This window comes from Plantactinospora sp. B5E13, assembly GCF_039871775.1.
Lineage (GTDB): Bacteria > Actinomycetota > Actinomycetes > Mycobacteriales > Micromonosporaceae > Plantactinospora.
The window spans coordinates 51,970-73,458 of sequence record NZ_JBDPLT010000018.1 but is presented as its reverse complement, the minus strand read 5'-3'; the positions used below and the strand labels follow the sequence as shown (position 1 = coordinate 73,458).

General features: G+C 72.9%; 20 protein-coding genes and 1 pseudogene. 11 read left to right on the top strand and 10 right to left on the bottom strand.

Annotated elements, in window-relative coordinates; all coding sequences use genetic code 11:
* Nucleotides 1-13 precede the first annotated feature (13 nt).
* The 6 genes from mnmA to ABGB05_RS18470 all read right to left on the bottom strand — a co-directional run bounded on the left by mnmA (nucleotide 14) and on the right by ABGB05_RS18470 (nucleotide 5,762).
* Complete coding sequence (gene mnmA / locus ABGB05_RS18495) at nucleotides 14-1,093, bottom strand: tRNA 2-thiouridine(34) synthase MnmA (RefSeq protein WP_347654668.1); 1,080 nt, start codon at nucleotides 1,091-1,093, stop codon at nucleotides 14-16.
* A gap of 56 nt (nucleotides 1,094-1,149) precedes the next feature.
* A complete protein-coding gene (locus ABGB05_RS18490; RefSeq protein WP_347654667.1) occupies nucleotides 1,150-2,328 on the bottom strand; it encodes a cysteine desulfurase family protein in 1,179 nt (392 codons plus the stop codon).
* 138 nt (nucleotides 2,329-2,466) lie between these two features.
* Nucleotides 2,467-3,432: an electron transfer flavoprotein subunit alpha/FixB family protein gene (locus tag ABGB05_RS18485; protein WP_347654666.1), complete on the bottom strand. Its 966-nt coding sequence runs from the start codon at nucleotides 3,430-3,432 to the stop codon at nucleotides 2,467-2,469.
* A gap of 30 nt (nucleotides 3,433-3,462) precedes the next feature.
* Nucleotides 3,463-4,242, bottom strand: a complete 780-nt coding sequence (locus ABGB05_RS18480) for an electron transfer flavoprotein subunit beta/FixA family protein (RefSeq protein WP_347654665.1) — start codon at nucleotides 4,240-4,242, stop codon at nucleotides 3,463-3,465.
* A 300-nt stretch (nucleotides 4,243-4,542) separates the two neighbouring features.
* Nucleotides 4,543-4,947 carry a hypothetical protein gene (locus ABGB05_RS18475; protein ID WP_347654664.1) on the bottom strand — a complete coding sequence of 135 codons (405 nt, stop codon included), beginning with the start codon at nucleotides 4,945-4,947 and terminating at the stop codon, nucleotides 4,543-4,545.
* Complete coding sequence (locus ABGB05_RS18470) at nucleotides 4,944-5,762, bottom strand: GNAT family N-acetyltransferase (protein WP_347654663.1); 819 nt, start codon at nucleotides 5,760-5,762, stop codon at nucleotides 4,944-4,946. The genes ABGB05_RS18475 and ABGB05_RS18470 overlap by 4 nt, the downstream gene beginning before the upstream one ends.
* Before the next feature lie 41 nt (nucleotides 5,763-5,803).
* Here ABGB05_RS18470 and ABGB05_RS18465 point away from each other — a divergent pair, with 41 nt between their 5' ends.
* From ABGB05_RS18465 to ABGB05_RS18450, 4 genes are all read left to right on the top strand, one after another.
* A complete protein-coding gene (locus tag ABGB05_RS18465; protein ID WP_347654662.1) occupies nucleotides 5,804-6,196 on the top strand; it encodes a DUF202 domain-containing protein in 393 nt (130 codons plus the stop codon).
* Nucleotides 6,193-6,522, top strand: a complete 330-nt coding sequence (locus tag ABGB05_RS18460; RefSeq protein WP_347654661.1) for a DUF202 domain-containing protein — start codon at nucleotides 6,193-6,195, stop codon at nucleotides 6,520-6,522. Before ABGB05_RS18465 ends, ABGB05_RS18460 begins: the two co-directional genes overlap by 4 nt.
* 27 nt (nucleotides 6,523-6,549) lie before the next feature.
* Complete coding sequence (locus ABGB05_RS18455; protein WP_347654660.1) at nucleotides 6,550-6,972, top strand: PLD nuclease N-terminal domain-containing protein; 423 nt, start codon at nucleotides 6,550-6,552, stop codon at nucleotides 6,970-6,972.
* 95 nt (nucleotides 6,973-7,067) lie between these two features.
* Nucleotides 7,068-10,328, top strand: a complete 3,261-nt coding sequence (locus ABGB05_RS18450) for a BTAD domain-containing putative transcriptional regulator (protein WP_347654659.1) — start codon at nucleotides 7,068-7,070, stop codon at nucleotides 10,326-10,328.
* Between the two features lie 81 nt (nucleotides 10,329-10,409).
* Here ABGB05_RS18450 and ABGB05_RS18445 read toward each other — a convergent pair whose 3' ends face one another.
* Complete coding sequence (locus ABGB05_RS18445) at nucleotides 10,410-11,216, bottom strand: ABC transporter permease (RefSeq protein WP_347654658.1); 807 nt, start codon at nucleotides 11,214-11,216, stop codon at nucleotides 10,410-10,412.
* Nucleotides 11,213-12,220: an ATP-binding cassette domain-containing protein gene (locus tag ABGB05_RS18440; RefSeq protein WP_347654657.1), complete on the bottom strand. Its 1,008-nt coding sequence runs from the start codon at nucleotides 12,218-12,220 to the stop codon at nucleotides 11,213-11,215. The genes ABGB05_RS18445 and ABGB05_RS18440 overlap by 4 nt, the downstream gene beginning before the upstream one ends.
* Before the next feature lie 253 nt (nucleotides 12,221-12,473).
* Here ABGB05_RS18440 and ABGB05_RS18435 point away from each other — a divergent pair, with 253 nt between their 5' ends.
* Together ABGB05_RS18435 and ABGB05_RS18430 are read left to right on the top strand one after the other, a co-directional pair.
* The gene (locus ABGB05_RS18435; protein ID WP_347654656.1) at nucleotides 12,474-14,099 is read left to right on the top strand and encodes a hypothetical protein; all 1,626 of its coding nucleotides are present in this window, start codon (nucleotides 12,474-12,476) and stop codon (nucleotides 14,097-14,099) included.
* Between the two features lie 166 nt (nucleotides 14,100-14,265).
* A complete protein-coding gene (locus ABGB05_RS18430; protein ID WP_347654655.1) occupies nucleotides 14,266-15,186 on the top strand; it encodes an alpha/beta hydrolase in 921 nt (306 codons plus the stop codon).
* Nucleotides 15,187-15,246: 60 nt separating this feature from the next.
* Here the strand turns inward: ABGB05_RS18430 and ABGB05_RS18425 are convergent, their stop codons facing one another.
* Both ABGB05_RS18425 and ABGB05_RS18420 read right to left on the bottom strand, forming a co-directional pair.
* Nucleotides 15,247-16,866 carry an acetolactate synthase gene (locus ABGB05_RS18425; RefSeq protein WP_347654654.1) on the bottom strand — a complete coding sequence of 540 codons (1,620 nt, stop codon included), beginning with the start codon at nucleotides 16,864-16,866 and terminating at the stop codon, nucleotides 15,247-15,249.
* Nucleotides 16,867-16,989: 123 nt separating this feature from the next.
* Entirely contained in the window at nucleotides 16,990-17,763 is a 774-nt protein-coding gene (locus ABGB05_RS18420) for an enoyl-CoA hydratase-related protein (protein ID WP_347654653.1), read from the bottom strand.
* Between the two features lie 172 nt (nucleotides 17,764-17,935).
* Here ABGB05_RS18420 and ABGB05_RS18415 point away from each other — a divergent pair, with 172 nt between their 5' ends.
* The 5 genes and pseudogenes from ABGB05_RS18415 to ABGB05_RS18395 form a co-directional block, all read left to right on the top strand.
* Entirely contained in the window at nucleotides 17,936-18,409 is a 474-nt protein-coding gene (locus ABGB05_RS18415) for a DUF6232 family protein (RefSeq protein ID WP_347654652.1), read from the top strand.
* 214 nt (nucleotides 18,410-18,623) lie between these two features.
* The gene (locus ABGB05_RS18410) at nucleotides 18,624-19,913 is read left to right on the top strand and encodes an amidase domain-containing protein (protein WP_347654651.1); all 1,290 of its coding nucleotides are present in this window, start codon (nucleotides 18,624-18,626) and stop codon (nucleotides 19,911-19,913) included.
* Between the two features lie 84 nt (nucleotides 19,914-19,997).
* Complete coding sequence (locus ABGB05_RS18405) at nucleotides 19,998-20,504, top strand: hypothetical protein (protein WP_347654650.1); 507 nt, start codon at nucleotides 19,998-20,000, stop codon at nucleotides 20,502-20,504.
* 56 nt (nucleotides 20,505-20,560) lie between these two features.
* Entirely contained in the window at nucleotides 20,561-21,043 is a 483-nt protein-coding gene (locus ABGB05_RS18400) for a DUF6232 family protein (RefSeq protein ID WP_347654649.1), read from the top strand.
* 77 nt (nucleotides 21,044-21,120) lie between these two features.
* A pseudogene (locus ABGB05_RS18395) lies at nucleotides 21,121-21,381 on the top strand (sigma factor); the annotation flags it as partial.
* Nucleotides 21,382-21,489: the final 108 nt, after the last annotated feature.

Here is a 21,489-nt window from a genome sequence, read left to right as displayed (position 1 = left end):
GCGACGGACGCGGTCAGACGGTGTCGCTGATGGTCGCCGAGCCGAGCACCACGTCACCGGCGGGATCCGGTCGGTAGGCGACGATCGCCTGACCCGCCGCCACTCCCCGGACCGCACTGTGCAGCTCCGCCCGCAGCGACCCGGCGTCGACCCGGACCGTCGCCGGGACCACCTGGCCGTGCGCCCGCAACTGGACCAGGCAGTCGACCGGGTCGGTCGGCACCGGTCCGCCGGTCCAGACCGGCCGCTCGGCCCCGACGGTGGAGACCTCCAGCGCCTCGGCCGGCCCGACGGTCACCGTGTTGGTCTTCGGGGTGATCGAGAGCACGTACCGGGGACGGCCGTCCGGGGCGGGCACCCCGAGCGCGAGCCCCTTGCGCTGGCCGACCGTGTAGGCGTAGGCACCGGCGTGGGTGCCGACCACGGCACCGGTCCGGGCGTCGACGACGTCACCGGGGGCCTCGCCGAGCCGGTCGGCGAGGAAGCGCCGAGTGTCGCCGTCGGCGATGAAGCAGATGTCGTGCGAGTCGGGCTTGTCGGCCACGCCGAGGCCCCGCCGGGCCGCCTCCGCGCGTACCTCGGCCTTGGTCGAGTCGCCGAGCGGGAACATCGACCGGTCCAGCTGCTCGCGGGTCAGCACGGCCAGCACGTACGACTGGTCCTTGGCCTCGTCGACGCTGCGCCGCAGCAGCCCGTCCGGGCCGAGCCGGGCGTGGTGGCCGGTCACCACCGCGTCGAAGCCGAGCGCCACCGCCCGGTCCAGCACCGCGGCGAACTTGATCTTCTCGTTGCAGCGCAGGCACGGGTTCGGGGTACGACCCGCCGCGTACTCGGCGACGAAGGTCTCCACCACGTCGTCGTGGAACCGGTCGGCCATGTCCCAGACGTAGAACGGGATCCCGATCACGTCCGCGGCCCGCCGGGCGTCCCGGGAGTCCTCCAGCGTGCAACAGCCCCGGGCCCCGGTGCGGTACGTCTGCGGGTTACGGGACAGCGCAAGGTGCACGCCCGTCACGTCGTGCCCGGCCTCCACCGCCCGCGCGGCGGCGACCGCCGAGTCCACTCCGCCGGACATGGCTGCCAACACCCTCACCGGTCCACCTCCATCCCCCGAGGGTAGCCGGCCCCACCAGCGGGATATTCCCGGCGTCAGCTCCGGGCGGACCGGATCGCACCGGCCCGGCGGGCCCGCTCGACCGCGCCCGGCAGGGCGGCGACCAGCGCGTCGACATCTTCGGTCGTCGAGGTGTGGCCGAGCGAGAACCGCAGCGACGACCGGGCCCGGTCGTCGTCGGCCCCCAGCGCGAGCAGCACGTGCGAGGGTTGGGCCACCCCGGCCGAGCAGGCGGACCCGGTCGAGCAGGCGATTCCCTGCGCGTCGAGGAGGAGCAGCAGCGCGTCCCCCTCGCAGCCGGGGAAGGAGAAGTGGGCGTTGCCGGGCAGCCGGTCGTCGGGGGCCCCGTTGTAGACCGCTTCCGGTACCGCCTGCCGCACCCGGGCGACCAGGTCGTCGCGGAGCGCGGCGACCCGGGTGGCGTACTCCTGCTGGGTCTTGACCGCGGCCTCGACCGCGACGGCGAAGGCGACGATGCCGGGCGCGTCGAGGGTGCCGGAGCGGATGTCCCGCTCCTGCCCGCCGCCGTGCAGCACCGGGGTCGCGGCCACGTCCCGGCCCAGCAGCAGTGCGCCGACCCCGACCGGCCCGCCGAGCTTGTGCCCGGTGACGGTGAGTGCCGCCACCCCGCTGGCGGCGAAGTCGACCGGCACCTGGCCGACCGCCTGGACCGCGTCGGTGTGGAACGGGATGCCGTGCGCGGCGGCGACCTCGGCCAGCGCGGCGATCGGCTGGACCGTACCGACCTCGTTGTTCGCCCACATCGCCGAGACCAGGGTCACCTCGGCACCGTGTTCGTCGAGTACGGCGGCGAGTGTCTCCGGGGCGAGCCGACCGGTGCCGTCGACCGGCAGCCAGCTCGGGGTGGCGCCCTCGTGCCGGGCCAGCCACTCGACCGGGTCGAGCACCGCGTGGTGTTCGATGGCGCTGGCCACCACCCGGATCCGGGCCGGTTCGGCGGCCCGCCGCGCCCAGAAGATGCCCTTGACCGCGAGGTTGTCGCTCTCCGTGCCGCCGCCGGTGAAGATGACCTCGGAGGGCCGGGCACCCAGCACGGCGGCGACCCGCTCCCGGGACTCCTCGACCCGGCGGCGGGCCAACCGCCCGGCGGCGTGCAACGACGAGGGGTTGCCGACCTCGCGGGCGGTCGCGACGTACGCCTCCAGTGCCTCGTCGAGCATCGGAGTGGTCGCCGCGTGATCCAGGTATGTCATCGGGTCCAGCCTAGTGCCAGGTCCGGGCCGACCGGCTCGGCCGGGACCAGGAGATGGCGGCGCCGGTGCCCCGGACCGGTCGGACCACCGTCGGTGGTGGTCCGACCGGTTCCGCCGGAACCGCCGGCCCGGCACGGGTCACCGGCGCTTACGGATCTCCTCGGCGGTCTGTGGTACGACCTTGTGCAGGTCGCCGACCACGCCGAAATCGGCCAGTTCGAAGATCGGCGCCTCGGGGTCCTTGTTGACCGCGACGATCGTCTTCGAGGTCTGCATGCCGGCCCGGTGCTGGATGGCGCCGGAGATGCCGAGGGCGATGTAGAGCTGTGGGGAGACCGTCTTGCCGGTCTGCCCGACCTGGAACTGGTGCGGGTAGAAGCCCGAGTCGACCGCGGCCCGGGACGCGCCGACGGCACCGCCGAGCAGGTCGGCCAACTCCTCGACCAGCTTGAAGTTGTCCGCGTTGCCGACTCCGCGACCGCCGGAGACCACCACGGACGCCTCGGTCAGCTCCGGCCGGCTGCCCTTCTGCTCGGCCACCCGGTCGACCACCCGGACCAGCTTGTCGGCCTCGCCGAGCACCACGTCGAGCCGTTCGACGGCGGGCGTCGTCGGAGCGGAAGCCGGGGCCGGGGTGACCGAGTTGGGGCGCAGCGTCGCCAGCGGCAACCCCCGGGTGACCCGGGAGGTGACGATGGTCGAACCGGCGAAGACGACCTGGGTGGCGGTGCCCTCCGTGGTCAGTTCCGTCACGTCGGTGAGCAGGCCGTTGTCCAGCTTGACCGCGAGTCGGCCGGCGATCTCCTTGCCCTCCTGGCTGGAGGCGAGCAGTACGGCGGCCGGCTGTACCCGGCGGACCAGGTCGGCCAGCACGGTCGCCTTCGGTGCGACCAGGTGGCCGTCGATCTCCTCGTGCTCGGCCGCGTAGATCTTCTCCGCGCCGTACTCGCCGAGCGTGCCGGAGAGCGCGTCGACCGCGCCGGGGCCGCCGAGCACCACGGCGGACGGGCTGCCGAGCTGGCGGGCGAGGGTGAGCAGTTCGAGCGTGACCTTCTTGACGCCGAACTCCCGGGTGGCTTCGACGACGACAAGTACCTCAGGCATGGCCATTCCTCTCCTGTCTCTCCGGCCCGCTCACACGAACTTCTCGGTGGCGAGGAACTCGACCAGTTTGATACCGCCGGCGCCGTCGTCGGTGATCCGCTGCCCGACCGAACGCGGCGGACGGCGGTGGTGGCTCAGCACCTCGGTCGTCGCGCCGGCGGCGCCGACCTCGCCCGCCGGCACCCCGAGGTCGGCCAGGGCGAGGGTCTGCACCGGCTTCTTCTTGGCGGCCATGATGCCCTTGAACGACGCGAGGCGAACCTCGTTGATGGTGTCCCAGACCGAGACGACGGCCGGGGTGACGGCGGTGACCACCTCGTAGCCCTCCTCGGTCTGCCGTTCCACGGTCAGCGTGGCGCCGTCGACGGTCAGCTTGCGGGCGCCGGTCAGCGCCGCGACACCGAGGCGTTCGGCGAGCATGTGCGGCATCACCTGGACCCGGCCGTCGGTCGACTCGGCGCCGCAGAGCACCAGGTCGGGGTTGAGCTGGCCGAGCGCGGCGGCGAGCACCCGGGAGGTGGTCACCGCACAGGAGCCGGCCAGCGCGTCGTCCAGTACGTGCACCGCCTTGTCGGCGCCGAGCTGCAGCGCCTTGCGGATCGACTCGGTGGCCTGGGCCGGTCCCATGGTCAGCACGGTCACCTCGCCGCCGTGCGTCTCCCTGATCCGCAACGCCTCCTCGATGGCGTACTCGTCCATCTCGTTGATGACGTTGCTTGCCGACCCCCGGTCGACGGTGTTGTCGTCACTGCGCAGGTTGCGGTCCATGCTCGAATCGGGCACCTGCTTGACGAGTACGACGATGTTCATCGCGCTTCGACGACCCTCCTGTTGATGGCGATCCCGCCGTCGGTGAACAGCGGTCCCGCCGTCTGCAACGCTGCCCGCCCGGTTAGGTCCGGGCACCCCTCTCGTTACCTTAACGATCGGTCAGGCGTCCCGGGCGACCAGCATTCCGGTCGACGGCACGACGCTGCCCACGCGGCTATGTTACCCACAAGTAGCATAGGGTCCCGAAACCTCCGAAGTGACCCGGGTCACCGCCCGTCGCACCACCGGCCGGGACCGCTGACGCCGACCGGTCAACCCGGAGCAGCGGACGACCGCCCGTCAGCCGGCGGAGTCGAGCGCCTCCCGGATGCTCGCGATCATCGCCGCCTCGTTCGGGCTGATCCCGTCGTGCGCCCGGGCCACCTCCTCGGTGGCGTCCAGCACCGTCGAGCGGTAACGGGTCGCCTCGTCCGGCGCCTTCGCCCGCAGGACCTCCATCGCCCGCCGCAGCCCGGGCAGCACCGTCGCCCGTACGTCGTCCGCGCCGGTCGGCAACTGTGGCAGCGCACCGGTGGTGAGCACCTCCTGGACCAGACCGGAGGCCTCGGCGAAGGCGTTCGACGCCGCGAGGCTCTCCTTGATCATCGAAAGCGCGCCCGGTTCGGCATTGGACACCAGGAAAACCGCACCGAAGGCGGCCCGCTTCAGGTCCGCCCGTTCCTCGTCGGTCAGCGTCTGCGTCACGGCTTCGGAGTGTAGACGTAGGGGGTCGTGGTGGTGACCGTGACAAAGCCGAGCCGCTGCAGGATCGGCCGACTGTCGTCCGAGGCGTCCACCTGCAACAGTCCGAACCCGCGCGCCTCGGCCAACCGCGCCCGGTAGGCGACCAGCGCCCGGTAGATCCCCCGACGCCGCCACTGCGGCAGGGTCGAGCCGCCCCACAGGGTGGCGAACCGGGTCCCCGGGACGTACCGCACCCAGGCGGCGCTGACCAGCTCACCCTCATCGGTCTCGGCCACCACGATGGTCAGCGGCGGCTGGTCCAGCATGGCGCCGGCAGTCAACTCCCGGGCCAGACCGTCGGCCAGCCAGCCGCCGTCGCCGCCCCAGATCACCGACTTGAACCCACCGATCCGGTCCAGGTCCGCCCGGGCGGTCACCTCACGCAGACGTACGCCCTCCGGCAGGACCGGCAGCGTCGCCGCCAGCGACGCGACCGGACCGATCACGACGGTCTCCTGCTCCTCCGGCTCGAAACCGGCGGCCCGCAACCGCTCCGGCAGGTCGGCCGGCTCGTCGTGGCCGTGCAGCTTCCACTCCACCTGCTGGCCGAGCGCGGCGAAGTGGTCCCGCTGCCGCACGATCAGCTCGTCCAGCTCCGCGCCCTGCAGTCCGCCGAGGTCCCGGTAGGTGAGGAAACCACCCCGGTCCAGTCCCTGGATCCGCAGCAGCGGACCGTCCCGGTCCACCGTCACCCCCTCCGGCACCGGCTCCGGCGGCCGGGCCCGCAGCTGGGCGTCATACGCGGTGAGCAGCAGATCGGCGTCGAGATCAGTCACCTGACCAGGCTATGCCGCCCGTCCACCGGATAATCGTGATCGTGCTCCGGGCGATCAGAAACTGGTTCGACCCACGGGAACTCCGTGAGGTCGGCGAAACTCCCGACTACCGCTTCTCGCTCGCCAACGAACGGACCTTCCTGGCCTGGCTGCGTACCGGACTGGCGCTGGTCGCCGGCGGACTCGCGGTCGCCCAGTTCCTGCCGCCGATGCCGGTGGCGCACCTGCGCGAAGCACTCGCGGTCGCCCTGCTGCTGCTCGGCGGGACGGTCGCGGTCCGCGCCGTCGACCACTGGGCCCGGGCCGAACGCGCCATCCGGCTCGGCGAGGAACTGCCCGCCTCCCGGTTCCCGGCGCTGCTCGCCCTGCTCGTCGGGCTCGGCGCGGTACTGCTGGTCGTCGCCGTACTGGTCCAGGCGGTCCAGCGCCGGTGACCGGCGCCCCGGATGCTCCGCGCGCTCCGGCCTCGTCCCGGGACGCCGGACTGGCCCGGGAACGGACCCGGCTGGCGTGGCGGCGTACCACCCTGTCGGTCACCGTCGTCGCGGTGCTCGCCGGACGGCTGGCCCTGACCCGGGGCACCGTCGGCGCGGTGGCCGCCGCGCTGGCCGGGCTCGGCTGGCTCGCCGTACTGGTCTGGACCGTGCCCCGGTACGGCGGCCGGACCCCCGGCGCCGGACGTACCCTGCCGCTGATCGCCCTGGTCGTGGCCGGATTCGCCATACTCGGCGTGCTGCTCGTGCTGACGCCGGTGCGCTGAGCTGACCCGGTACGTCATCATGGCCACATGGTCCGCCTCTATGCGCTCCTCGCCATCGTGCAACTCGTCCTGGCCGTCGTCGCCCTGATCAGCTGCCTCTCGGCGGAGGAGGACGAGATCCGGGCGCTTCCCCGGATCGCCTGGGTCCTGATCATCCTCTTCTTCCCGCTGGTCGGCTCGATCGCCTGGTTCGTCGCCGGTCGACCGCAGCCCGCCCCGGGCAGCGGCGCCGCAGGCCTCCGGCCGAGCGGCGGAGGTGCCGGGCGCGGTCATCGTCAGGTCGCGCCCGACGACGACCCCGAGTTCCTCCGGTCGCTCGACGAGAACCGGGCGAAACAGGACCGTCAGATGTTCGACCGCTGGGAGCAGGACCTGCGCCGCCGGGAGGAGGAACTCCGCCGCCGGGAGGCCGGCGACCCGCCCCGGGAGCCGGACAAGCCGGAGAGCTGAGCCCGGCACGCCGGTCCGCCCCACGGCACAGCCGCACGCCACACCGGCGTCATGTCGGTACGGCGGACCGGGGTCACCCAGGCACAATCGACGACGTGCAGATCGGGGTGCTCGGCCCGCTCGAGGTGACCGCCGACACCGGGACACCGGTGGCGGTCGGCGGTGCCCGACTGCGCCGGCTGCTGATCCTGCTCGCGCTGGAGCCGGGCCGGATCGTCGACACCGGCCGGCTGATCGACGGTCTCTGGGCCGACGCCCCGCCGGCCGGCGCGGCCAACGCGCTGCAGGCACTGGTGTCCCGACTGCGGCGGGCGATACCCGGCCTGCCGGTCGAATCGCACCCCGTCGGCTACCGGCTGGCGGTGGATGCGACGGCGGTCGACGTCCACCGGTTCGAACACCTCGTCCGCACCGGGCGGGACCTGCTGGCCTCCGACCCGCCCGGTGCCGCGACCGTGCTGGCCGACGCGCTCCGGCTCTGGCGGGGACCGGCGCTGGCCGACGTCGCGGACGCCGACTTCGCCCGCGCCCCGGCGGCCCGCCTCGACGAACTGCGGCTCACCGCCACCGAGCAGCGCGTCGAGGCCCGCCTCGCGGCCGGCGAGGCCGCCGCCCTGGTGCCGGAACTGCAGGCCCTGGTCACCGCCCATCCACTCCGGGAACGGTTCGCCGGGCAGCTGATCCGGGCGCTACGGGACACCGGCCGGGCCGCCGAGGCGCTCACCGCGTACGCCCGACTGCGCGGCACCCTCGCCGACACCCTCGGCACCGAGCCGTCAGCGGAACTCGCCACCCTGCACCTGACCCTGCTCCGCGACACGGCACCGCCACCTCACCCGACCGCCAGCGACAGCAACGGCGGCCCGGTCCCGGCCCGGTCGTCCACGGCGGCGCCGGAACCGACGCACAACCTGCCCACCCCGCTGACCAGTTTTGTCGGCCGGGCACCGGAGATCAGACGGGTCGGCACACTCCTCACCGACGCACGTCTGGTCACGCTCACCGGCCCGGGCGGCGCGGGCAAGACCCGGCTGGCGATCGAGTCGGCGCGTACCCTGCTCGGGCAGGTGCCGGACGGCGGATGGCTGGTCGAACTCGCCCCGGTCACCGACGGCGCCGAGGTGCCGCAGACCGTGCTCCAGGTGCTCGGCCTGCGGGAACCGGGCCTGCTGGCCACCGCGCGCAACCGGGCCGCCATCCCCGAACCGTCGCCGGTCGACCGGCTCGCCGCCGCCATCGGCACCCGGCGGATGCTGCTGCTGCTCGACAACTGCGAGCACCTCGTCGACGCCGCCGCCCGGCTCGCCGACCGGCTGCTCGCCACCTGCCCCCGGCTGCGGGTGCTGGCCACCAGCCGGGAGCCGCTGGGCATCACCGGCGAGACGCTCTGCCCGGTCGACTCGCTTCCGCTGCCACCGCCGGACGCGGATCCGGAGATCGCGCTGACGTACCCGGCGGTGGGGCTGCTCGCCGACCGGGCCCGCGCGGTACGCCCCGACTTCACGGTGAACACCGGAAACGTCGCCCCGGTGGTCCAGATCTGCCGCTCCCTCGACGGCATGCCACTCGCCATCGAACTGGCCGCCGCCCGACTGCGCAGCATGACCCCGGCCCAGGTCGCGGACCGGCTCGACGACCGGTTCCGGCTGCTCACCGGCGGCAGCCGGACGGCGCTGCCCCGGCACCAGACCCTGCGCGCGGTCTTCGACTGGAGCTGGGAACTGCTCGACGACGCCGAGCGCGCCCTCTGGCGTCGGCTGGCGGTGTTCAGCGGCGGCGCCACCCTCGACACCGTCGAGCGGGTCTGCGCCGCCGACGGGCTCACCCCGGCGGTGCGCCCGGAGGACGTCCTCGACCGACTGGCCGCGCTGGTGGACAAGTCGCTGGTGGTGGTGGGCGGCGACGACGAGCCGCGCTACCGGATGCTGGAGACCATCCGGGAGTACGGGCTGCGCCGGCTGGCCGAGGCGGGCGAGGCGGAGGCGGTACGCCGCAGCCACGCCACCGATTTCCTGGCCGTGGCCCGCCGCGCCGACCAGGGGCTGCGCCGGGCCGACCAACTGCGCTGGCTCGGCTGGCTGGACGCCGAGCACGACAACCTGCACGCCGCCCTACGCTGGGCGATCGGGGCCCGGGACGCCGGCCTCTCGGTCGGGCTCGTCGCGGCCCTCGGCTGGTACTGGTGGACCCGTGGCCTACGGATCGAGGCGGTGGAACTGGCCAGGCCGGCGCTCGCCCTGCCCGACGTCGAGCGGGTCCCTCCCGAACAGCTCGGCGTCGCGCAGCTGATGGCCGCGATGAACCTGCTCAGCACCGGTGAGTTCACCGAGAGCGTGCACTGGCTGGCCAGCGCCGCCCGGACCGCCGCGGGGCACGAGGCCGACGAGCCGATGCTGCGCCTGATCGGACCGGTCTCCGTGGTCTTCCACGTTGACAAGGCGGCGACGGCGGTCGACGTCCTGGTCGACGGCTTCGCCGACCCGGACCCGTGGGTCCGGGCGGTGAACCGGATGTTCCGCGCCCACCACGAACTCAACTTCGGTCGGTCCCTGGAGGTCGCGGAGGCCGACACCCGGGCCGCGCTCGACGGGTTCCGGTCCATCGGCGAACGCTGGGGTACCGCGTACACCCTGGCCGCCCTCGGCGATCTGGCCAGCCGGCGCGGCGAGCCGGCCCGGGCCGCCGCCCTGCGCGGCGAGGCGCTGGAACTGATGCGGGTGGTCGGGGCCGCCGAGGACCTGCCGGTGATGCAGGCCGGACTGGCGCACGACCGGTGGCGGCTCGGCGACCGCGACCAGGCGTACGCCCTGCTCGCCGACGCCGACCGGCAGGCCGGGCGGATCAGCGACAACGAGTGCCGGGCCGCCGTCGCGCACATGTACGCCGAACTGCTCCGGCTCGACGGCGACCTCGTCGGGGCGCAGCGGCGGCTGACGCAGGCGGGCGACCTGGTCAGCGAACGCCTCCTGGCACCGCAGTGGCGGGCGACGCTCGCCTCGTCGAACGGCTACCTGGCCGGCATGCTCGACGATCTCCCGGCGGCCCGCGGGCACCACGACCAGGCGCTGACCTGCGCGCTGGAGTTCTACGACGCTCCGGTGCTGGCCACCGTGCTGGTCGGCTACGCCGACCTGGCCCTGCGCACCGGTCGGCCGGCCGCCGCCGCCCTGCTGCTCGGCGCGGCGTACGCCCTGCGGGGTGGCGCCGACCTGTCCAGCCTCGACGGGCTGCGGGTCGAGTCGACGGCCCGCGAGATCCTCGGTGAGGCCGCCTTCGCCGAGGCGTTCACCCGAGGTCGGAACAGCGACGTCACCCCCGCCGCACTGCCACACCTGGTCCGGACCCAGCTCGACTGATCAGGTCCGAACCGGCTCGACCACCCAGGTCCGGTTCGGCGGATCCGCCGCGGCTGCGCCGAGCCGGACCGGGTCGGCGGGTCAGACCCGGCGGCGGACCGCCCGGACCGCCAGCGGGGCGAAGACCAGCACGATCCCGAGCGCCCAGAGCAGCGAGGTGACGATCGGCCGCGGCTGCGGACCGGAGACCAGCAGCCCACGCAGCGCGTCGGCGAGGGTGGTGACCGGGTTGACCTTCACCCAGGCCTGCAACCAGCCCGGCATGCTCTCCGTCGGTACGAAGGCGTTGCTGGTGAAGGTCAACGGGAAGATCACCACGAAGCCGAATACCTGCACCTTCTCCGGATCGCTGGCCAGCACCCCGACCAGCACCGAGAGCCAGGACGCGGCCAGGGTGAAGACCAGCAGCAGGGCGACCGCACCGAGCAGGCCGGACACCCCGGTGCCGACCCGGAAGCCGAGGATCACCCCGACCCCGAGCAGCAGCCCGATCGACCACGCCTGCTTGACGGTGTCCGCGAGGATCCGGCCGGCCAGCGGCGCCCACCGGGCGATCGGCAGCGACCGGAGCCGGTCGAAGAAGCCCTTGGTCAGGTCCATGTTCAGCCCGAAACCGGTGGTGAGGGTGGCGAAGAGGGCGTTCTGCACCACGATGCCGGGCAGCATGAACCGCAGGTACTCACCCGGGCTGTTCGCGATCGCGCCACCGAAGACGTACGTGAAGAGCAGCACGAACATCAGCGGCTGGATGCTGAGGTCGATCAGCTCCATCGGGTTGTGCTTGATCTGCACCAGGCTCCGCCAGGCCAGGGTCATGGTGTGCCGCAACCCGGTCAGTGGTCCCGTCCGGTGGCCGGGCAGGGCAGCCGGTGCGTTCAGAACGCTCATGCCCGCGCCCCTTCCAACCGGTCGGCACGGGAATCCCCGCGTTCCGGTTCTCCGGCGCGGTCGGCGTCCGGTTCCTCGGCCCGGTGGCCGGTCAGCGACAGGAAGACCTCGTCCAGGCTGGCGCCCCGCAGAGCGAGCTCGGCAACGGTCACCTCCGCCTCGTCGAGCCGGCGGACCACCGCCGGCAGGGTGTCCCCACCGCTCACCGCCACGGTCGCGATCTGCTGGTTGAGTTGCGGCTCGACACCGGTGACGTCGCGGAGCACGGCGAGCAGCACCGGCAGGTCGGCCGGGTCTGCGGGGCGTACCACCAGGGTCTGCCCACCGACCCGGGACTTGAGCTCCTCCGGCGGTCCGTACGCGATCACCCGACCGTGGTCGACCACCGCGATCTCGTCGGCGAGCTGGTCCGCCTCCTCCAGGTACTGCGTGGTCAGCAGCACCGTCACCCCCGAGTCGACCAGGTCCCGCACGATCCCCCACAGCTCGGTACGACTGCGCGGGTCGAGCCCGGTGGTCGGCTCGTCCAGGAAGAGCAGCCGGGGCCGGCCGACCAGGCTCGCCGCCAGGTCCAACCGCCGTCGCATCCCCCCGGAGTACGTCTTGGCCGCCCGGTCCGCCGCGTCGGCGAGGTGGAAGTCGGTGAGCAGCTGCCGGGCCCGGGCCCGGGCGTCGGCCCGGGACATGCCGAGCAGCCGGCCGATCAGCAGCAGGTTCTCCGTCCCGGTGAGGGTCTCGTCGACCGAGGCGTACTGGCCGGTGAGGCCGATCGTCTGCCGGACCTGGTGCGCCTCGCGGTGGATGTCGTACCCGCCGACGGTGGCGGTGCCGGCGTCCGGGCTCAGCAGGGTGGCGAGCACCCGTACGGTCGTGGTCTTGCCCGCGCCGTTCGGCCCAAGCAGGCCGAAGACGCTGCCGGTACGGACCGCCAGGTCCACTCCGGCGAGCGCCGTGGTCGCGCCGAAACGTTTGACCAACCCTTCGGCGCGGATGGCGTGACTCATCAAGGTTCTCCCATCGGTGTCCTGGTTCCCACCCTGACCAACGGGGCTGACTCGGCGCTGACATCGGGCGGAGCGCGCTGACATCCGGCTGACAGGGGCCGGTTCCATCGGGTTCCGGCAGTAGCGGATCCGCCGGGAGTCGGACATTCCGTATACCCGGGTACGGCGGCGGCCATAGCATGGCCCATCGGTGCACCCCTCGTACCGCTGTTCGGCGCGCCCCCGTGGCGCCCGGGGCGAAGGAGAGGGTGCGATGACGCACGAGGTGGTCGCCGGGCCGGTCCGGCCGCCGGACGGGCCGACGGGGTCGACGGGCCAGGCGGATCGGCAGCCCGACCACCGACGGCTCCGGCCGCCCCGGATACCGTTCGGCGTCGGCACGTACCTGCTGGTCCAGGCGGTGCTGTTGTTCTGGTGGGCGGCCCGCTATCCCGGACTGTTCAGCCCGGACTCCCTCGACCACGTCTGGCAGGCGACCAGCGGCAACTGGAACACCCACCATCCGGTCGCGTACACCGGGCTGGTCTGGCTGTCGATCCAGCTCACCGGCGGGGTCGGCGCGTTGACCCTGGCGCAGTGCTGCGGCCTGGCGGCGGCCCTGACGTACGCGGTCACCGGGCTGCGCCGGCTCGGCGGACCGGCCTGGGGCTGGACCACGGCGGCGGTCGTGGTCGTGGTGCTACCACCGGTCGGCACGTTCGCCGTCTGTGTCTGGAAGGACGTGCCGTTTGTCATCTGCCACGTCTTCCTGCTCGGCACCCTGGCCCGGCTGGTCGACCGGCGCCGTGCCGGCGCCGGCACCCCGCTGCCCGGGGCGCTGCTCGGCGCGCTGCTGGCCGGACTGACCCTGGTCTGTCTGTTCCGGCAGAACGGTTTCCTGGTCGCGCTGATCGTCACCGGGCTGGTCGCCGTCCTGGTCCGGGGCACCGCACTGCGGGTACTGCTGGCCGGGGTGCTGGCCGCCACCATCGCGCTGCTCGCCAACTGGACCCTGCTGCCCGCCCTCGGCGTGCGGGACAGTGGCTCGGTCGTCGCCTACGAGTCGTTCCTCGGCGACCTCGCGGTCGGCTACGACGCCGCGCCGCAGGACTTCCCGGCCGCCGACACCGCGCTGATGGCGACGGTGGCCCCGCTGGCGCACTGGCGCGGGTCGGCGAACTGCTACACCGTCGACCCGACGGTCTACGATCCCGACTTCGACCGGCAGGCCGCCGCGGCGCACCGCGACGAGCTCCTCTCCGCCTGGTGGCGCCTGGTGCGCCGGGCCCCCGTGACGGTGTTGGAGGCACGCCTGTGCCGGGCCTCGGTCGCCTGGCGGCCGACCCCGGCCGGGATGCTTTCCGGCAACCCGACCGCCTGGGCGTTGCCGATCTACCTGGAGCGGGATCCCCGGTTCCACACCGCCGAGGTACGGGCGGTCGCCTTCACCCAGCCGGTCAGCGAACGGGCCAGCCGGCTCGCGGACAGTCTGTCCAACCGGATCGCCGGGCCGGAGTGGCTGCTGTGGCGCGGTGCCACCTGGGCCTGGCTGGCGTACCTGGTCGTCGGGCTGCTCGCCTGGCAGCGACGGGAACGGGCGGTACTGGTCCTCGCCGGGCTGAGTCTCGGCAACCAGCTCTCCGTGCTGCTGGTCAACAACGCGCAGGCGGCCCGCTACATGACCGCCCCGGTTGTCCTCGGCATCCTGCTGTTGCCGCTGCTCGCCGCCGGGCCGCCCCGGCCGCGTTCCGCCCTGGCCGACCCGCGCCGTGACACCGGCCCCGAGCCGACTTCGCCGCCACTGCAGGTCAGCAACGTCACCATCACGCCCGCGTCCGCCGCCGACCCCCCGCCCGACGACTGGTTCTGGTCACCGGACCGCTTCGGCCCCGGCCGGTAGGTGTGCCGGATGGTCTGGTAGGTTTCGCCGCTGCCGTGACCACGAACGACCTCAGGAGGTGAGACCCATTACCGCTATCCGGCCGGGTGCTCCCCTCCCCACGGCTGAACGGCCCCGCTGACGGCGGCCGTCGGGAGCGCCCACGAGGCATCCCGAAAGGCGACGAATGCCCACCTACCCCGGCTCCGACGGAGCCATGCTCTACTTCGACGACCACCGGACCGGCGACCAGCGGACCGGCGAACGGCGCCACGACCAGCAACACGACAACAGCGACGACGGCGGTAACCGGCTGCCGGTCGTCGCGCTCGCCGGCGGCGCGGCCCTGCATCCCGCCTACCTGGGCGACCTGGCCGGGCTGGGTGACCGGGAACGGCTGATCGTGCCGCACCTGCGGGGCGTGGGACGGTCCCCGCTGCCCGCGTCGGTCGAAGCGGCCTCGTACTGGCGGCAGGCAGAGGACCTGGAACGGCTCCGACTGCACCTCGGTCTCGACCGGTTGCTGCTGTTCGGGCACTCCGCCGGCACCCGGCTGGCGACCAGCTATGCGGTGCGGTACCCGCGACGCCTGGCCGGTCTGGTCCTGGTCACCCCGCCCGCCGGTCATCTGGTCGACGTACCCTCCGACGTCGGGGAACTGCGGGACCGGCGGCGGACGGACCCGGCGTTCGCCGCCGCCGTCGCCGCCTGGGAGGCCGGACCCGAGATCCTCGACGATGCCGGGTTCAACGCCTGGCAGCAACGGGTGGCGCCGCTGGCGTACGCCGCCTGGGGCGGGACGGAACGGGCCCACGCCGCCACCGCCCGGTACAGCTACCGGGCGAACCGGGCGTACTTCAGCGTCGAGCCGCCGCCGGACCTCGCCGACCGGCTCGGTGTGGTCACCGCCCCGGTGCTGGTCGTCGCCGGCGCCGAGGACTGCAGCGCCGGGGTCGCCCCGGTGGTGGCGCTGGCGAAGCTCTTTCCGGCCGGCGAGGTCGCGGTGATCGAGCGGTGCGGCCACCATCCCTGGGTGGAACAGCCGGCCGCGTTCCGAGACGCGGTCGACGGTTTCCTGCACCGGCTGCGGAGCTCGGCGGCGAGCTGACCGACCGGCGTGCGGCCCGGCGGGCGACAGTACGCCCGCCGGGCCGCTGCCGGAGCAGAGTCAGGCCAGGTTGGACGATCGCGGGTACGCGTCGGCCGGGTCGGTCAGCACGTTGACCAGGTACGGCACCCCGGCCGTGAAGGCCCGTTCCAACGCCGGCCCCAGGTCGGCGGCCTTGGCCACGGTCTCCCCCGCCCCGCCGAGCGCGGTGACCACCTGGTCGTACCGGAGTTCCGGTTGCAGGTCGGCGGCGACGTCGTAGCCGTAGATGGCCTTCATCGGGTGCTTCTCCAGGCCCCAGATGCCGTTGTTGCCGACCACGATCACCACCGGCAGCTTCTGCCGGACCAGCGACTCGACGTCCATCAGCGAGAACCCGGCCGCCCCGTCGCCCATCAGCACACAGATCTGCCGGTCGGGGTAGCTGACCCTGGCCCCCATCGCGTACCCCATGCCGGTGCCGAGGCAGCCGTACGGGCCGGGGTCGAGCCAGGTGCCGGGCTGCGCGGGTTCGAGGTAGCGGCCGGCGTACGAGACGAAGTCGCCGCCGTCGCCGATGGTGACCGCGTCCGGGGCGAGGATCCGGCGCAGTTCGCCGTAGACCCGGGCCGGTTTGATCGGGTCGGTTTCGGCGGCCATCGCCGCCGCGTCCTTGGCCCGGGCGGCGTCCTCGGCGGTCCGCAGGTCGGCGATCCACGACTCGTGGTCGGCCCGGTCGCCGGTGTGGTCGGCGAACGCGGTCAGGATCAGCCGCAGGTCACCGGCGGGGCTGACCGCCGGCTCGACGTGGCTGGCCCGCTGGCTCGGCGCGTCGACGACGTGTACCACGGTCGCGTCACCGAAGTCGCCGAAGCCGAGCCGGAAGTCGAGCGGGGTACCGACGACCACCACCAGGTCGGCGCCGGCGAGCGCGACCCGCCGGGCCTTGGCGAAGCCGAGCGGATGACCGGGCGGCAGCGCGCCCCGCCCCATGCCGTTGGTGAAGACCGGTACCCGGAGTGCCTCGGCGGCCGCCCGCAGCGCCTCGACGGCGTCTCCGGCGTACACGTCGGAGCCGGCGATCAGCACCGGACGCTGCGCCCGGGCGATCAGGCCGACGGCGGTCGCCACCTCGTCCGGGTCGGGCTCCAGCACCGGTACGGTCGGCGCCACCGGGTCCGCCCCACCGGTCGAGAAGACCACTTCGAGCGGCAGGTCGAGGAAGACCGGTCCCCGGTGCGGGGTGAGCGCGGTGTCCAGCGCGCCCGCGACCGCGCCGACCACGTCGTCGGGGTCGAGGACCGTGCCGGCGTGCTTGGTCACCGGGGCGACCAGCGGCACGTGGTCGATCTCCTGGAGGCTGCCGGCGCCCCACCGGAAGGCGGGTGCCCTGCCGCCGAGCACCAGCACCGGTGACGCGTTGAAGTACGCGCTGGTCAGCCCGGAGATGCCGTTGGTGACTCCGGGGCCGGCGGTGAGGACGGCGAGCCCGGGCCGGCGCTGGAGTTTGGCGACCGCCTCGGCGGCGAAGACGGCGGACTGTTCGTGCCGGACGTCGTAGATCGGGAACCCGGTCCGGTGCGCGGCGTCGTAGAGCGGGAAGACGTGCCCGCCGGAGAGGGTGAACATCTCCCGTACGCCGTATCCGCGTACCGCCGCGAGGGCGAGGTCGCCGCCGTGTCCTTCGATCCGTCCGGTCATCGCTTCGCCGCTCCCGTCATCCGCCTCCGATGTTGCTGCGAGGTTACCGGCCGGTCAGGAAAAACGTGAGGATCGCTCGCCTACCCTCGTCGGGTTGCTGTGCCCCTCCGGGGTCGGCCCGGCTCAGCGCCCGGTGAAGTCCGGCTTGCGCTTCTCGACGAAGGCGGCCATCCCCTCCCGCCGGTCGTCGGTGGCGAACAGCGCCGCGAAGAGCTGACTCTCCCAGGCCAGCCCGGAGGCGAGGTCCATCTCCAGTCCACCGTCGACGGCCAGCTTCGCCGCCCGCAGCGCCTGGGCCGGGCCGGTGACGTACGGCCGCACCATGGCGACCGCCTCGGCGTACACCTGGTCGGCGGGGACCACCCGGTCGGCAAGGCCGATCCGCAGCGCCTCGGCCGCGTCGACCATCCGGCCCGTCATGATCAGCTCCTTGGCTCGGGCCGGGCCGACGAGCCGGGCCAGCCGCTGGGTGCCACCCGCGCCGGGGATGATGCCAAGTTTGATCTCGGGCTGGCCGAGTTTGGCGTCCTCGGCGACCACCCGCCAGTCACAGGCAAGGGCGAGTTCGCAGCCGCCGCCGAGGGCGTACCCGGTGATCGCCGCGACGACCGGCTTCGGGATCCGGGCGAGTGCCCCGATCGCGCTGGAGAGGTCGGCGGCCCGCTGCGCCACGTCGACGTACGACATGTCGGCCATCTCCTTGATGTCCGCGCCGGCCGCGAAGACCTTCTCGCCGCCGTAGACGATGACCGCCCGGACCCCGGGGTCGGCGGCGACGACGGCAGCCGCCTCCCGCAACTCCTCCTGGACCTGAATGTTCAGGGCGTTCATCGGTGGCCGGTCCAGCCGGACGGTACCGATGCCCTCGCTGATCTCCACCCGGACGAAGTCGCCCACAGCCCACCTCCACGTCGAAGTCGCGAGGCTCACCCTAACGGGCGTACCGGCCGGCCGAACCCGAACGGGTGGTCTGCGGATGTCCGCCCCGGGCGGCGATTCACCCTGGCCCATGGCGGGTAACTTTGACTGTCGGGCCCAGCACGTCGAACTCGGTCGAGGCGGAACGACGATGACCACGTACTACGACGACCGTCAGGTCCGGATCACCTCGGAGGCGGTCCGGGTCGCCGGGCGGGCGTACCCGCTGCGGGAGATCAACCGGGTGTGGCACGTCCGGGCCGGCCGGCGCTGGGGGGTCCTGGCCGGTCGGGGTGCGCTGCTGGCCGCCCTCGCCGGCCCGCTGGCCGCCGCCGTGCTCGGGCTGCTGATCGCGGTACGCCTGCACGCCTCCCTCGCGGTCACCGTCGGCGTCGTCGGGGTCTCGGTCCTGCTCGGACTGGCCGCCGCACCCGTCGCCGACCTGCTGCTCGACCGGGTTGACCGCAGTTACGACCGGGGCAGTCACCGGCTGGAGATCTGGGCGCAGTGCCGGGGCGGACCGGTCCGACTGCTGGTCACCGCCGACGCACTGCGGTTCGGTCAGATCTACCGCGCGCTGGAACGGGCCGTCGAGCAGCGGACGGTCCACGCGGTCCGCCGATGATCCGTTACAGAAACTGTTCCATGCCCGTCCGCTGCCGTAAACAAATTGCCTGGCCGGCGGCCGGTCGTTACCAAGTCGGCAAGGTCATCTCAAGGATTCGCGAATGTCGTTCATCTAACAGAGATGGTCACTTCTCGGGGCGGGACGGCAATCGACGCCCGTCGCTAGCATCGAGCCACTCCGACAACAGACCTCGGGAGGTTTGATGCTGGCGATGCGCACACCTGCGCGCATTCTGGCCGTGGGGGCGACCCTTGCCTTCGCGGCGCTGCTCACACCGACGTCCGCGTTCGCCGCGGTACCCTCCACGGCCGAACTGGCGGGCATCGCGGAAAGCGTGCTCGTCACCGAGAACGCGGCCCTGCTCTCCGGGGCCGCCCAGAGCCGGGCACTCGCCGGTGCCCGACCGGCGGTCGCGCCGAGCGCGGCCGACACACTCGCCGCCCGGCAGGCCGTCCAGGCCGACCGGGACTTCGCCCGGCGACTCGCCGGCGCCGAGTTCAGCTCCGTCGACACCACCGTCACCGTCGTGTCGAGCACCGGCAGCGGCACCCGACGCGACGCCGAGGTGGTGGAGGAGACCACCTACCGGTACGCCGGTTCGGCGCAGGAATACCACTACACGGCCCGGCACCAGGTGCGCTACCTGCTGGTCGACCAGAGTTGGCGACTGGCGGGCATCACCGCGCTCGACCCGGCCAGCGAGTTCGGCGCGGCGCAGCTCACCCGGGTCGCCCGGGTCCCGGAGGCGGTCCGCCGGGCCGAGATCGCGCAACGGGTCACCCCCCTGCGCGCCTCACTGGCCACCAACCGGAGGGCCCTGGCCGCCGGGGACGCCACCAAGCTGGCCAACCGTCGGGTGCCGGCCGCCGACGCGGAACGCGCCACCCCGGACAAGACCGAGCGGGTCGGCGCGACGAGTACCGTCGGCCGCCCCGCCGACCGACCGCTGCCCGCCCCCGACCGGGTGGCGCAGCCGATGGGCGGCGAGGGCCCGCCCCACAACTACCAGGCGATGGTCGACTTCGCCCTCTTCTACGCGACCGACAACCCGGTCACCTACACCCGGGACACCAACGACTGCACGACCTTCATCTCCTGGGCCCTCTGGACCGGCCGGTACGCCGAGGCCGGCTCCGAGGACTACCCCGCGGTGCTCTGGAACCACGACGACTACGACGTCTGGTACTGGCGCTGCAACGACTGCACCCCGATCCACTCCTACACCTGGGGTGGCGCGACGAACTGGAACATCTACGAGAACAACTACGGCGGCCGGGTGACCTTCATGCCGTACCTCGATGATCTGCTCATCTCCGACGTCATGCAGATGGAGATCGACGGATACGGGGAAACCGACGCACCCGACCACACCATGATGGTGACCGGACGCGCTTCGGACGGCTGGCCACTGCTCAGCTATCACAGCACCGACACCGAGAACAAGCCGCTCTGGGACATCATCTCCCAGAACGACGGGCCGTACTGGGCCGCGCGTACCTGACGTAGCGGTCTACCATCTGAACAATCACACATGCCATTTCCGAATGGGACGAGGGAGGCAGCCGAAATGTTTTCCGGTCTGCGTGTGGCACCGGCCGTCGCTGCCGCCTCCGTCACGCTCGTCACCGCCGCTTCCCTGAGCGCCTGCGAATCCACCGGGGCCGCGCAACAGGCTGGCGAGCAGTGTCCGACGCCCACCGCCGCCGCTGTCCGGGAGCACGCCTCCCGGGCGGCGGCGGTGTTCCGGGCGACGATCGAGGAGCAGCCGCTCATCACCGACGGGGTGACCACCACCCGGGGCCTGGTCGCCCGGGTGGACGGGACGCTCGCCGGTGCCGGCGTGCCGGAGCGGGTGGCGGTCTGGCCCGGGGTGGACACCCCCGCCGAGAGTGACCTGCTCGGTGTCGGCACCGTACTCGTGGTCTTCGCCCGGCCACACGATCGGCCGACCACGGTCGACGGCACCCCGCTGCCCGGCTACGACATCACCGGCACCAACGCCCTGCTCTCCCCGGTGCCGGAGGGCGTCGTCCGGATCTGCAAGGGCGGACGCAGCGCCCCCGCCGCCGCCTCGGTCCTGGACGAGGTGTGAACCGCGCCGCCGTACCGACCATCGACAATCGTTGACCGGCACGCTTTGCTGGACTGGTGACGCTCTATTACCGGGACGACACGGTACGCGTAACCTCGGCCGCCATCCACGCCAACGGTCACGCGGTGCCGATCTCCGAGCTGACGTACGTCTGGCACGTCCGCGGGCCCGGCACCGCCCGGACCCGGTCCCGGCTGCTCGGCCGGGGCGTCCTCATCTTCCTCTTCTCGATCCCACCGCTGGTCGCGATGATCTGCGTGCTCTCCCTCGCCTACTCGGCGCACGACCGGGGGCAGTGGCAGCTCGCCGCGATCATCCTGGCCGCCTGCGTGGTCGGCGCGTTCGCCCTGACCCCGTTCCTGGAACTGCCGCTGACCTGGCTGGACCGCTCCTACGAGCGGGGTGTCCGGGTGCAGGAGCTCTGGGTGCAATGGCACGGCCACGAGATCATGCTGGTCCGGACCTCCGACGCGCTCCGGTTCGGCCAGATCTACCGCGCGGTGCAGCGCGCCATCGAGCAGCACGGCGGAGATCGCTGAGCGGAGCCGGGCCGCGGGGCCGAACGAAGCCGCAACAGGTCGGGTACTGCCGGCCATAGTTGGACGTGACCATCCAGATGCAACCGTCGGACCAGGAGCTGTGGTCGGCCTCCGAGACGGGTGACCCGGCCGCCTTCGGCCGGCTCTTCGACCGGTACGCCCGGACGGTCCACAACCACGCGTTCCGGCTCACCGGGTCGTGGACGACCGCCGAGGACGTCACCCAGTCGACGTTCCTGGTCGCCTGGCGGCGCCGGGGCGAGGCCCGGCTGGTCGACGGTTCCGTGCTGCCCTGGCTGCTGGTGGTGGCTATTAACACGGCCCGGACCGAGTGGCGGTCGGCACGACGGTGGCGGGCACTGCTGCACCGGATGCCGCCCGAGCGGAATGTGGACGGGGATCCGGCCGACGAGGTCGCCGGGCGGCTCGACGACGAACGGCGGGCA